Consider the following 11976-nt stretch of genomic DNA (forward strand, 5'->3'; position numbering starts at 1 on the left):
CTCCGGACACAGCCCTGATGTCAGAACCCCATTTCTTTCCGGCTGCGACCTCGCTCGACTGCGGCGAGGTCGCCGTCATTTCGGGCGGCTCCTTGCCCGACGGCGTCGATCCGGCGCGGCGTTTCACCGGTGCGGCGGCGCTCGAGCAGGCCGGACCCGCCGACATTGCCTATATGGACAACCCGAAATACACCGAAGCGCTGGCGACGACCGCCGCCGGGCTGTGCCTGGTCTCGCCGCGCTTCGCCGAGCGCGTGCCGGCCGGGACCATCGCGCTGGTGACGCCGACGCCCTATCATGCGTTTGCCCGGATTCTGGCCCGCTTCTTTCCGGCTGCGCTGAAGCCGGGCACCGTTTTCGCCTCGCAGGGCGTCGCGCCCGGCGCCTTCGTGCATGCGACGGCGGTTCTCGAAGCTGGCGTGACCGTCGATCCGGGCGCCGTCATCGGTCCGGGTGCGGAGATCGGCTCCGGGACGGTCGTCGCCTCGCATGCCGTCATCGGCCCCCAGGTCCGCATCGGCCGCGACTGTGCGATCGGCGCGGGCTGCACCCTACAGGCCACACTGATCGGCAACCGCGTCATCATCCATCCCGGTGTCCGCATCGGGCAGGACGGGTTCGGCTTCGCGATGAGCCCGAGAGGGCACATGAAGGTGCCGCAGATCGGCCGCGTCATCATCCAGGACGATGTCGAGATCGGCGCCAACACCTGCATCGACCGCGGCGCCAGCCGCGACACGGTGATCGGCGAGGGCACCAAGATCGATAACCTCGTTCAGATCGGCCACAACGTCGTCGTCGGCCGCCACTGTATCATCGTCTCGCAGGTCGGCATTGCCGGTTCGACCACGCTTGAGGATTTCGTCGTGCTCGGCGGCCAGGTTGGCCTCGCCGGCCATCTGACCGTCGGCATGGGTGCGCAGGTCGCGGCCCAGAGCGGTGTCGCGGGCGATGTCCCGCGCGGGGCGAAATACGGTGGTTCTCCGGCGCAGCCTGCGCTGAACTGGGCGCGCGAGAGCGCGATGCTGAAGTCGATGCTGGCCAAGCGCGGCAAGGGGCGGCCAGAAGGCTAGCCACCCGCCGGCGCACCGACTGTCGCGGGGGCGTGCCTCCCGACGAGACCCGCCAGGTGTTGGCCTCCCGGCTTCCGGCGGCTAGAAGCAATCGATGAAGCGGCGGGACGCCCGCGCGGGAGAGACGAGACGATGACCGAGGCGACGACGACGCTGGGTGTGGCCGACATCCAGAAGATCATGGCCTGCATTCCCCACCGCTACCCCTTTCTGCTGGTCGACCGCGTCGTCGAGATCAACGGCGACGAATCGGGCGTCGGCATCAAGAACGTCACGATCAACGAGCCGCAGTTCACCGGCCATTTCCCCGACAGGCCGGTGTTCCCCGGCGTGCTGATGATCGAGGCCATGGCGCAGACGGCGGGTGTCCTCGTCGTCAATGCCCGCGGCAGCGACGATACGGCCGTCCGCAGCGTGCTCTTCACGACGATCGACAAGGCGAAGTTCCGCAAGCCCGTCGGCCCAGGCGACACGCTGCGCTTCCACCTCACCAAGATCGCCCGCAAGCGCAACATCTACTTCTACAGGGGCGAGGCGCGCGTCGACGGCGTGCTCGTCGCCGAGGCCGATCTCTCCGCGATGGTCGTCTGATCCGATGACATCCGCCAAGAACAGGACGGCGCCCGCCGCGAGGATCCGGTCATGAACGCGAAGATCCACCCCATGTCGGTCGTCGACCCGGCCGCCCGCCTGGGCGCGGGCGTCACCATCGGCCCCTTCTGCAGCGTCGGTCCCGATGTCGTGCTCGATGAGGGCGTCGAGCTCGTCAGCCACGTCGCCGTCGCCGGCCGCACCACCATCGGCGCCCGCACCAGGATCTATCCCTTCGCCTCGATCGGTCACCCGCCGCAGGACGTGAAGTACAAGGGCGAGCCCTCGACGCTGACCATCGGCGTCGATTGCCTGATCCGCGAAGGCGTCACGATGAACCCCGGCACCGAGGGGGGCGGGATGAAGACGACGGTCGGTGACCGCTGCTTCTTCCTCGCGAACTCCCATGTCGCCCATGACACCTCGATCGGTGACAACGTTATCTTCTCCAACAATGTGATGTGTGCCGGCCATGTGAAGGTCGGCAATTTCGTCATCGTCGGTGGCGGCACCGGGCTGCACCAGTTCATCCGTGTTGGTGACCATGCCTTCATCGGCGGCGGCGCAGGCGTGATGCATGACGTGATTCCCTTCGGCATGGTGCGCGACAACCCGGCCCATCTCGCCGGTCTCAACCTCGTGGGCCTTCGGCGGCGCGGTTTCACGCGCGAGCAGATCCACGAGTTGCGCCGTGCCTACCGGCTGCTCTTCGCCGATGAGGGCACGTTGTCGGAGCGCGTCGAGGACGTCGCCAGCGAGTTTGCGGCCCATCCGCTCATCCACGAGATCCTGGATTTCATCCGGGTCGGCGGCGAGCGCGCCATCTGCGTCCCGCACGACGTCAACGCGCCCGATCGGTGAGCGCTGATCCGGCAATCACGTCCGCGACGCGCAGTCCCCTCGCCATCATCGCCGGAGGGGGGGATTTCCCGCCGCGGCTGGCCGAGATCGTCACAGGCAGCGGGCGGCCTCTCTTCGTGGCGGCGCTCGAGGGCGCGGCGGATCCGGCGGGCTTCGGCGCCGCCGATCTGCAGAGCTACCGCCTCGGCCAACTCGGCCGCCTCCTCGACGAGCTGCGGCGGCGGTCCATCACCGAGCTGGTGCTGATCGGCAGCCTGCCGCGCCCGAGCTTCGCGGCCCTGCGCCCCGAGGCCTCGACGCTGAAATACCTGCCGCATTTCGCCCGCGCCTTCCGCGGCGGCGACGATCATCTCCTGCGCGGCGTCGTCAGCTTCTTCGAGGGGCAGGGCTTCGCGGTGCATGGCCCGGCCGACATCGCCCCCGACATGACCGCACCGATCGGCGCGCTCGGCCGCAGGGTGGCCTCGCCGGAGCAGAAGGCGCTGATCGCGCGCGGCTTCGAGCTGCTGGCGGCGCTCTCGCCCTTCGACGTCGGGCAGGCCGCGATCCTGGCCGACCATCGCGTTATCGCGATCGAGGCGGCCGAGGGCACCGACGCCATGATCCGCCGCGTCGCCGACATGGTCGCGTCCGGGCGTCTGCGGATCGCCAAGGGCGACGGCGTCCTGGTCAAGGCTCCCAAGGACGGGCAGGACCTGCGCGTCGACATGCCGGCCATCGGCCCGCAGACGCTGCGCAACGTGGTGGCTGCGGGCCTGGCGGGAATTGGGCTTCGCGCGGGCCGCGTCTTGGTCGGCGATGCGGCGGGGCTGGGCCGGCTCGCCGACCAGTCCGGCCTCTTCGTCGAGGGCGTCGCCAGGGACGGGGCATGAGCGAGCCCTTCCGTCTCGCGATCGTGGCCGGCGAGGCCTCCGGCGACGCGCTTGCGCTGCGTTTCCTCGAGAGCCTGCGCCAACGCCTTGGCGATCGGCCCCTGCTGATCACGGGCGTCGGCGGCGAGGCGCTGATGGCGGCGGGGCTGGTGCCGCTGTTTCCGCAGGCCGACATCGCCGTCATGGGATTCGCACCCGTCGTCGCGCGTCTGCCGTTGCTACTGCGCCGGATGGAGGACGCCGCGCGCGGCATCGCGACCTTCGCGCCCGATCTCCTGCTGACGATCGACGCGCCCGATTTCAACCTGCGTGTGGCCAGGAAGGTCCGGGCGCGGACGCCCGACATCCCGATCGTCCATTGGGTCTGCCCCAGTGTCTGGGCCTGGCGCTCGGGGCGCGCCCGGCGGATGACCCCGCATGTCGACCGGATCCTGGCCTTGTTGCCCTTCGAGCCGGCGGCGCTGGAGCGGCTGCAGGGGCCGCCGACGGTGTATGTCGGCCACCCGCTGATCGAGCGGCTGGCCGAGCTTCGGCCCGGCCCCGCCGAGGTCGCGATGCGGGCGGACGCCGCGGCTCCTCTGGTCCTCGTGCTGCCCGGCAGCCGCCGTTCGGAGATCCGCCACCTGATGCCGGTTTTCGGCGAGGCGGTCGCCCGCGTGGCTGCGGGCCGGCCGGAGGCGCGCTTCGTCCTGCCGGCTGTCCCGCATCTGAAGGACGAGATCGCGCAGGCGGTCGCCGGATGGGTTCAACAGCCCGAGATCGTGCTGGGAGAGGCGGAGAAGCTCGCGGCCTTCCGGGGCGCGCGGGCGGCGCTGGCGGCGTCGGGCACCGTCACGCTCGAACTCGCCCTGGCGCAGGTGCCGACCGTCGCGGCCTATCGCGGCGCCGGCTGGGAGGCCGCGATCGCGCGGCGCCTGATCAAGCTGTCCAGCGTGATTCTTCCCAATCTCATCCTCGGCCGCAACGTCGTGCCGGAATTCCTCCAGGCCGACGCAACGGCGCCGGCCCTGGCCGACCAGCTCATAGGCCTCCTCGCCGAAGGGCCTCGCCGGGACCTGCAGCTTGCGGGCTTCGCCGAGGTCGAGACGATCATGCGCTCGGCCGGCGAAAGCCCGGCCGCCAACGCGGTCGAGGCCGCGCTGGCGCTGGTCGCGATCCGGCCGGACGAGCCGTCCGGATCGCGGAGCGGCTAGAGCCTCACTCGAGCGCGGCGCCCGAGGCCTTGGCGATCGGGAACCACTTGGCGACCTCGACCTTGACGTGCTCGCCCAGCGCCTCGGGCGTCGATCCGACGATCTCCGCGCTGACGTCCTCGAGGCGCTTCTTGACGTTGGCGTCCTTGAGCGCGTCGTTGGCCGCCTTGTTGAGCTTCGCGACGATGTCGGCGGGCAGCTTCGCCGGTCCAAACAGCGCATTCCAGGTGTAGGTCTCGTAGCCGGCCAGCCCGCCTTCGGCGATCGTCGGCAGGTCGGGGAAGGACGAGACCCGCTCCTTGGTGGTCACGCCGATGGCGCGCAGCTGGCCGCTGCGGATGAACTGGGCCGACGAGGGCAGGTTGTCGAACATGATCGGGACCGCGCCGGCGACGACGTCGTTCAGGGCAGGGCCCGCGCCGCGATAGGGCACATGGTTCATCTGCACGCCACCGAGCGACTTGAACAGCTCGCCCGAGAGATGCAGCGGCGTGCCGACGCCGGAGGAGGCATAGGAGTACTTGCCGGGATCGGCCTTGAGCACCGCGATGACCTCCTGGACCGTCTTGGCCGGGAAGCTCGGATGCACGACCATGACGTTGGGCACCACCGCCAGCAGCGAGATCGGCGTGAAGTCCTTCACCGGGTCGAAGGTCACCGTCTTCAGGATCGCCGGGTTGAGCGCATGGGTCGAGATCGTGCCCATCAGGATGGTGTAGCCGTCCGGCGTCGCGCGAGCGACCGCGGTGGAGCCGACATTGCCGCCGGCGCCGGCGCGGTTCTCGATCACGACCGACTGGCCGAGCAGCTCGCCCATCTTCTGGCCGACGAGGCGCGCGACGATGTCGGTCGAGCCACCGGCGGCGAAGGGCACGATCAGGTTGACCGGGCGGACGGGAAAGGCGGCCTGGGCCTGGGCCTGCCCGCCGGCCAGGGTGAGGGCGGAAGCGCCGGCCAGGAAGCCGCGCCGGGACAGATCATGCGTGTGGGACAATGCTGGTTCCTCCGGGATGTTGCGGTCGAGTGTAGCGCGACGGCGAAGTCCGTCATCGCCGGGAGCGGCATCAATCATCGGAAACAATGAGGGGCACGACGGCAAACCGTCGTGCCCCTGTTTGTAGGCCGGCCGGGTGGCTGCGCCTCAGCGGCGGCCGATCGGCATGTATTCGCGCGGCGGCGAGCCGGTGTAGAGCTGGCGCGGACGGCCGATGCGCTGGGACGGATCCTCGATCATTTCCTTCCACTGCGCGATCCAGCCGACGGTGCGCGCCAGCGCAAACAGCGCCGTGAACATCGAGGTCGGGAAGCCCATCGCCTTCAGGGTGATGCCCGAATAGAAGTCGATGTTCGGATAGAGCTTCTTCTCGATGAAGTAGCTGTCCGACAGCGCGATGCGCTCGAGCTCGATGGCCACGTCGAGCAGCGGGTCGTCCTTGACGCCGAGCTCGTTGAGGACCTCATGCGTCGTCTTCTGCATGATCTTCGCGCGCGGATCGTAGTTCTTGTAGACGCGGTGGCCGAAGCCCATCAGGCGGAACGGATCGTTCTTGTCCTTCGCCTTGGCGATGAATTTCGGGATGTTCTCGACCGAGCCGATCTCCTCGAGCATCTTCAGCGCCGCCTCGTTGGCGCCGCCATGGGCAGGGCCCCAGAGGCAGGCCGTGCCGGCCGCGATGCAGGCGAAGGGGTTGGCGCCCGACGAGCCTGCGAGGCGCACCGTCGAGGTCGAGGCGTTCTGCTCGTGGTCGGCGTGCAGGATGAAGATCCGGTCGAGCGCGCGCGCCATCACCGGATTGACCTTGTACTCCTCGGCCGGGACCGCAAAGCACATGCGCAGGAAGTTCGAGGCATAGTCGAGCGAGTTCAGCGGATACACGAAGGGCTGGCCGACCGTGTACTTGTAGGCCATCGCCGCCAGCGTCGGCATCTTCGCGATCATCCGCATCGAGGCGACCATGCGCTGATGCGGGTCCGAGATGTCGGTCGAGTCGTGGTAGAAGGCCGACATCGCGCCGATCGAGCCGACCATGACCGCCATCGGATGCGCGTCGCGGCGGAAGCCCTGGAAGAAGCGGGCCATCTGCTCGTGCACCATGGTATGGCGCGTCACGCGATAGTCGAAATCGGCCTTCTGCGCGGCGGTCGGCAGTTCGCCTTCCAGCAGCAGGTAGCAGGTCTCGAGGAAGTCGCCATGCTCGGCGAGCTGCTCGATCGGGTAGCCGCGATAGAGCAGCACGCCCTCGTCGCCGTCGATATAGGTGATCTGCGACTCGCAAGCGGCCGTCGAGGTGAAGCCGGGGTCATAGGTGAACATGCCCGTCTGGGCGTAAAGCTTACCGATGTCGATGACGGACGGGCCGATCGAACCCGTCTTGATCGCCATATCGACGGTCTTGCCGTCGACCTGAAGCTGGCTGGTGGTTCCGCTCATCGATACCGGTCCTTTCAGGCTCGCTGCTGGTCAGTCGTGGTTGCGCTCGGTCTTTTCACGGTTGTCCATGAGACCTTTCCGTCGTCAGAGCGAACCGACATGACGGGGTCGTGTCGGTGCAGGGGCGGCCGAGGGTCGAAGAGCGGTTCATCCGACTGATTTTCAAGCAATATTCGTGCCCGCCCCGGCAGGCGCCGACGTGGCCACATCAGGCGTCACTAGACCATTTGCAGACCCGGTTCAACCGAGCCGAAAGACGGTCGGGACAGCGTTTTGCTCAGCTCTGGTCAGCGAGCCGAGCAAGCGTTTCCTCGCGGCCGAGAACCGCCATCACGTCGAACAGGCCCGGCGACATCGCGCGCCCCGTCAGCGCGGCCCGCAGCGGCTGCGCGGCCTGCCCCAGTTTCAGCCCATGCGTCTCCGCAAAGCCGCGCACGGCAGCCTCGAGAGCCTCGACGGACCAGTCGTTCACCGCGGCGAGCGTCTGCGCCAGCCCGGGCAGGCGCTGCCGCCCGGCGTCGTCCAGCAGCGCCGCCGCCTTGGCGTCGAGCTGCAGCGGGCGCGCGGCATAGAGATAGTAGGCGCTGTCGAGTAGCTCGATGAGCGTCTTGGCGCGCTCCTTCAGCCCCGGCATCGCCGCCAGGAAACGCGTTTCCAGCTCGGGCGACAGCGTCGGGCCCAGCCCGCGCGGCGGCCCGATCTCCGGCAGGATCACCTTCAGCGCCGCGATCAGGTCGCTGTCGGTGGACTGGCGCATGTAGAGCCCGTTCAGGCTCTCGAGCTTGGCGAAATCGAAGCGCGCGGCCGAGCGGCCGATCGAGCCGAGATCGAACAGATCGATCATTTCCTGCGTCGAGAAGATCTCCTGGTCGCCATGGCTCCAGCCGAGGCGCAGGAGATAGTTGCGCAGCGCCACCGGCAGATAGCCCATCGCCCGGTAGGCATCGACGCCGAGCGCGCCATGGCGCTTGGAGAGCTTGGCGCCGTCGGGCCCGTGGATCAGCGGGATGTGCGACATGCTGGGGACCGTCCAGCCCATCGCCTGGTAGATCTGCGTCTGGCGCGCCGCGTTGGTCAGGTGGTCGTCGCCGCGGATGACATGGGTCACGCCCATGTCATGGTCGTCGACCACCACCGCGAGCATGTAGGTCGGGTTGCCGTCGGAGCGCAGCAGCACGAGATCGTCGAGATTCTCGTTCTGCCAGACGACACGGCCCTGGACCTCGTCCTCGACCACTGTCTCTCCGGTCTGCGGCGCGCGCAGGCGGATCACCGGCTTGACGCCCTCGGGCGCGGTGGCGGGGTCGCGGTCGCGCCAGCGCCCGTCATAGCGCATCGGCTTGCCGGCGGCCTTGGCCTGCTCGCGCATCTCGTCCAGCTCGGCGGGCGTCGCATAGCAGCGATAGGCGTTGCCGCTGGCGAGCATCTGATGGGCCACCTCACGGTGCCGCTCGGCCCGCGAGAACTGGTAGACCGTCTCGCCGTCCCAATCGAGACCGAGCCATTTCAGCCCGTCGAGGATCGCCGCGATCGCCGGCTCGGTCGAGCGTTCGCGGTCCGTGTCCTCGATGCGCAGCAGCATCTTGCCGCCGTGCCGCCGCGCATAGAGCCAGTTGAACAACGCGGTCCGCGCCCCGCCGATGTGCAGGAAGCCCGTGGGCGAGGGCGCAAAACGTGTGACGACGGCATCGCTCATGAAAGCTTGGCTCCGGCTGGCTGTCGAAAGGGGCCGAGGGGGAAGAGGCGAATCGGCACGCCGCGGGACGGCGCGCGCCGAAGCGGGGCATGACATCCGGCGCGGCCCCTGTAACATGCCCTGGCGGCCGGCGTTAAGCGCAAGATGCACGCGCCGCCGATGCGGTCAGGGATGGGGAGCCGATGCAGCCGGCACCGCCGCCAGGGCAGGGGGACGCGACGCGCAGCCGTGGCGCGCGAACCCTGGCGCTGCCCTGGACCCGGACCGGTCGCGCCCGTGGCGGACCGGGCCTGTCTCTCGCGCTGGCTTCTGCTCGCGAGCGCCTGAAGCGCGCCCTGGCGCTCGAGGCCGAGCGCCGCCGCCTGTTCATCTGGCTGCCGGTGCCGATGGGGATCGGCATCCTCCTCTACTTCGCCGCCGATCGCGAGCCGGCGCTCTGGGCGCCGCTGGTCGGCTTCGTACTCGCTGCAGCCGGCGCGGTCGGCCTGCGCCGCCGTCCGGGCGCGGCGAGGGCGCTGATCGCGCTGGCGGCCGTGTTCGCCGGGTTTGCGGCTGCGACCTGGCGCACGGCCTCGGTCGCCTCGCCGCTGCTGGACCGGCCACGGATCGGTCAGCTCACGGGCTTCGTCGAATCGGTCGAGAGCCGCGACGCCGGCGCCCGCCTCGTGATTCTGGTGACGGGTCTGGCCGGCGTCGAGGCGGCCGAGCGCCCGAGGCGTGTCCGGGTCAACATCCGCGCCGGCGAGGTCGCGCCGGGCGATCACATCGCGGCGGTGGCGCGGCTGCTGCCGCCACCGGGCCCGGCCCGGCCAGGCGGCTATGATTTTGGCCGCGACGCCTTCTTTCGCGGGCTCGGCGCCGTCGGCAGCATCTCCGGCAAGATCACGCTGACGCCGCCGCCGCAGGCGCCGCCGGCGGCGCTGCAGGTCGCCGCTGCGCTCGACCGCGCCCGCAACGCCCTGACGCAGCGCATCGCCTCCATCGGCGGTGGGCAGGCGGGGGCGATGGCGGCGGCGCTGGTTACCGGCAAGCGCGGCCTGATCACCGACACGACCAATGCCGATCTGCGCGCGGCGGGCATCTACCACATCGTCTCGATCTCCGGCCTGCACATGGTGCTCGCCGCCGGGACGATCTTCTGGCTGGTGCGGGCGCTGCTCGCCCTCTCGCAGACGCTGGCGCTGCGCCTGCCGGTCAAGAAGATCGCTGCCCTCGCGGCGATGGCGGGCTCTGTCGCCTACTGCGTATTCTCGGGCGCCGAGGTCGCGACCGTGCGCTCGCTGATCATGACGCTGGTGATGCTGGGCGCGATCCTCGTCGACCGCCCGGCGCTGAGCATGCGCAATCTCGCGCTGGCGGCGATGATCGTTCTGCTGCGCGAACCCGAGGCGCTGCTGGGGCCGAGCTTCCAGATGTCCTTCGGCGCGGTGGCGGCGCTGATCGCCTTCGCCGAGCGCTGGGAGAACCGCGGCCGGTCGCAGCCACCCCCGGCGCTGCCCTGGCCACTGCGCCCGCTTTGGATCGCGGCCTGTGGCATCGTCGTGACCACGCTGCTGGCGACCGCCGCGACCGCCCCGTTCGGCGCCTTCCACTTCCAGACCTTCAACCCGTTCGGGCTGCTCGGCAACGCGCTGGCGCTGCCCTTCGTCTCGCTCTGCGTGATGCCGGCCGCGGTCTTCGGCGTGCTGGCCTACCCCTTCGGGCTGGATGCGCCGGCCTGGTGGCTGATGGGGCAGGCCTCGCAGGTGGTGCTGAAACTGGCGCACTGGGTCGCAACCATCGATCACTCCACCCTGGTGATCCCGGCCTTCGGCACGGCGGCGCTGCTCTGCTTCGTGCTGTCGCTGCTCTGGGCGACGCTGTGGAGCACGAAGCTGCGCCTGCTGGCCGTGCTGCCGCTCGCGGCCGGCGTCGCAGTGGCGGCCAAGCCCGAGCGTCCCGCGATCCTGGTCGAGCGCGATGGGGCCGGGCTGGCCGTGCGCGGGCCCGACGACCGCCTCGTCATCGCCGGTAGGCCCAGCCGCTTCGTGCTGGAGCAATGGCTGAGCGCCGATGGCGATGGCCGCAAGGCGGACGACCCGTCGCTGCGCCAGGGTGCCTCCTGCGATCCCGCAGGTTGTGTCCTGACCACGAGGGAGGGGCGTTCCATCGCCTATGCGCAGGAGCGGCTGGCCATCATCGAGGATTGCCGGCGCGCGGATGTGGTGGTGACGCCGATTCCCTGGACGGCCCCCTGCGCGGCGCTGCTGATCGACCGGACCGCGCTGCAACGCGACGGGGCGACCGCACTCGTGCATGGCCTTACGGGCTGGCGCCGCCATGCCGCCGAGCAGGCCGGACGCTCACGACCCTGGAGTCGTCAGCCGCCGATCCAGCCCGCGGCCAGAACAGCCCCTGCGACAGCCCCCGCGCCATCCGTCGCCGAGAGCGCTCCCGACACCGAGCGCCTTCAGTAGCGCCGCATCAGATTGACCAGTCGGCCCTGGATCTTGACCCGGTCGGGGCCGAGCACCCGCGTCTCATAGGCGGGATTGGCCGCTTCCAGCGCGATCGAGGAGCCGCGCTTGCGCAGCCGCTTCAGCGTCGCCTCTTCGTCGTCAATCAGCGCGACGATGATGTCGCCGGTGTTGGCCGTGTCCTGGCGGCGGATCACCACCGTGTCGCCGTCGAGAATGCCGGCCTCGACCATCGAGTCGCCGCGGACCTCGAGTGCGAAATGCTCGCCGGAACCGAGCATGTCGGCGGGCAGGGCGACGCTGTGGCTGCGGCTCTGGATCGCCGAGATCGGCGTGCCCGCCGCGATGCGGCCCATGACGGGGATCGCGATCGTGTTGCGGGCATCCTCCGGCGCGGCTTCCACCGGGCGCGCCCGGCCGGGCAGCCCGTCCTTGGCCGGCGGCGCATCCTTGCCGAGCCCACCCTGGACGACCGACGGGTTGAAGCGGCGCGCGCCGGGCTGCAGACCGCCGCCGGCACCGTCGGGCAGCTTGATCACCTCGAGCGCCCGCGCCCGGTTCGGCAGGCGGCGGATAAAGCCGCGCTCCTCGAGCGCCATGATCAGCCGGTGAATGCCGGATTTGGACTTGAGGTCGAGCGCGTCCTTCATCTCGTCGAAGGAGGGGGGGACGCCGCTTTCGCGCAGGCGCTCCTGGATGAAACGAAGCAGTTCGAACTGTTTGCGTGTCAGCATGATCCCCGCCGGCGCTCTGGAATCTGCCGGTTGTCGCAGATTCGAAACAAATCACGAACACCATACCCG

General features: G+C 69.6%; 10 protein-coding genes. 6 read left to right on the forward strand and 4 right to left on the reverse strand.

Features of this window, described 5'->3' with window-relative positions; all coding sequences use genetic code 11:
• Positions 1–17 precede the first annotated feature (17 nt).
• The 5 genes from lpxD (at position 18) to lpxB (ending at position 4590) form a co-directional block, all read left to right on the forward strand.
• Positions 18–1073, forward strand: coding sequence for a UDP-3-O-(3-hydroxymyristoyl)glucosamine N-acyltransferase (gene lpxD / locus BSY19_RS16180; protein ID WP_069055037.1), 1056 nt, complete (start codon positions 18–20; stop codon positions 1071–1073).
• Positions 1074–1205: 132 nt separating this feature from the next.
• Positions 1206–1664: a 3-hydroxyacyl-ACP dehydratase FabZ gene (gene fabZ, locus BSY19_RS16185; RefSeq protein WP_069055038.1), complete on the forward strand. Its 459-nt coding sequence runs from the start codon at positions 1206–1208 to the stop codon at positions 1662–1664.
• A 51-nt stretch (positions 1665–1715) separates the two neighbouring features.
• Positions 1716–2525 carry an acyl-ACP--UDP-N-acetylglucosamine O-acyltransferase gene (gene lpxA, locus BSY19_RS16190; RefSeq protein ID WP_069055039.1) on the forward strand — a complete coding sequence of 270 codons (810 nt, stop codon included), beginning with the start codon at positions 1716–1718 and terminating at the stop codon, positions 2523–2525.
• The gene (locus BSY19_RS16195) at positions 2522–3397 is read left to right on the forward strand and encodes an LpxI family protein (RefSeq protein WP_069055040.1); all 876 of its coding nucleotides are present in this window, start codon (positions 2522–2524) and stop codon (positions 3395–3397) included. The genes lpxA and BSY19_RS16195 overlap by 4 nt, the downstream gene beginning before the upstream one ends.
• Positions 3394–4590 (forward strand): lipid-A-disaccharide synthase, encoded by a 1197-nt coding sequence (gene lpxB, locus BSY19_RS16200; protein WP_069055041.1) that lies wholly within the window; start codon positions 3394–3396, stop codon positions 4588–4590. Before BSY19_RS16195 ends, lpxB begins: the two co-directional genes overlap by 4 nt.
• Positions 4591–4594: 4 nt before the next feature.
• Here the strand turns inward: lpxB and BSY19_RS16205 are convergent, their stop codons facing one another.
• From BSY19_RS16205 to gltX, 3 genes are all read right to left on the reverse strand, one after another.
• Positions 4595–5584, reverse strand: coding sequence for a Bug family tripartite tricarboxylate transporter substrate binding protein (locus BSY19_RS16205; protein ID WP_069055042.1), 990 nt, complete (start codon positions 5582–5584; stop codon positions 4595–4597).
• Between the two features lie 147 nt (positions 5585–5731).
• Positions 5732–7021: a citrate synthase gene (gltA, locus tag BSY19_RS16210; RefSeq protein ID WP_069055043.1), complete on the reverse strand. Its 1290-nt coding sequence runs from the start codon at positions 7019–7021 to the stop codon at positions 5732–5734.
• A gap of 277 nt (positions 7022–7298) precedes the next feature.
• On the reverse strand, positions 7299–8717 hold the full coding sequence (gene gltX / locus BSY19_RS16215) for a glutamate--tRNA ligase (RefSeq protein WP_069055044.1): 1419 nt from the start codon (positions 8715–8717) through the stop codon (positions 7299–7301).
• Positions 8718–8899: 182 nt separating this feature from the next.
• Here gltX and BSY19_RS16220 point away from each other — a divergent pair, with 182 nt between their 5' ends.
• On the forward strand, positions 8900–11173 hold the full coding sequence (locus BSY19_RS16220; RefSeq protein WP_069055045.1) for a ComEC/Rec2 family competence protein: 2274 nt from the start codon (positions 8900–8902) through the stop codon (positions 11171–11173).
• On the opposite strand, the gene lexA is transcribed toward BSY19_RS16220, so the two are convergent.
• On the reverse strand, positions 11167–11907 hold the full coding sequence (lexA, locus tag BSY19_RS16225) for a transcriptional repressor LexA (RefSeq protein ID WP_069055046.1): 741 nt from the start codon (positions 11905–11907) through the stop codon (positions 11167–11169). The genes BSY19_RS16220 and lexA overlap by 7 nt on opposite strands.
• Positions 11908–11976: the final 69 nt, after the last annotated feature.

This window comes from Bosea sp. RAC05 (assembly GCF_001713455.1).
Taxonomy (GTDB): domain Bacteria; phylum Pseudomonadota; class Alphaproteobacteria; order Rhizobiales; family Beijerinckiaceae; genus Allobosea.

What these genes read in the sequence shown, in the direction of transcription:
- gltA (WP_069055043.1), bottom strand. Translation starts at nt 7,021, where the DNA reads ATGAGCGGAACCACCAGCCAGCTTCAGGTCGACGGCAAGACCGTCGAT.
- fabZ (WP_069055038.1), top strand. Translation starts at nt 1,206, where the DNA reads ATGACCGAGGCGACGACGACGCTGGGTGTGGCCGACATCCAGAAGATC.
- BSY19_RS16220 (WP_069055045.1), top strand. Translation starts at nt 8,900, where the DNA reads ATGCAGCCGGCACCGCCGCCAGGGCAGGGGGACGCGACGCGCAGCCGT.
- lpxB (WP_069055041.1), top strand. Translation starts at nt 3,394, where the DNA reads ATGAGCGAGCCCTTCCGTCTCGCGATCGTGGCCGGCGAGGCCTCCGGC.
- lpxD (WP_069055037.1), top strand. Translation starts at nt 18, where the DNA reads ATGTCAGAACCCCATTTCTTTCCGGCTGCGACCTCGCTCGACTGCGGC.
- gltX (WP_069055044.1), bottom strand. Translation starts at nt 8,717, where the DNA reads ATGAGCGATGCCGTCGTCACACGTTTTGCGCCCTCGCCCACGGGCTTC.
- lpxA (WP_069055039.1), top strand. Translation starts at nt 1,716, where the DNA reads ATGAACGCGAAGATCCACCCCATGTCGGTCGTCGACCCGGCCGCCCGC.
- lexA (WP_069055046.1), bottom strand. Translation starts at nt 11,907, where the DNA reads ATGCTGACACGCAAACAGTTCGAACTGCTTCGTTTCATCCAGGAGCGC.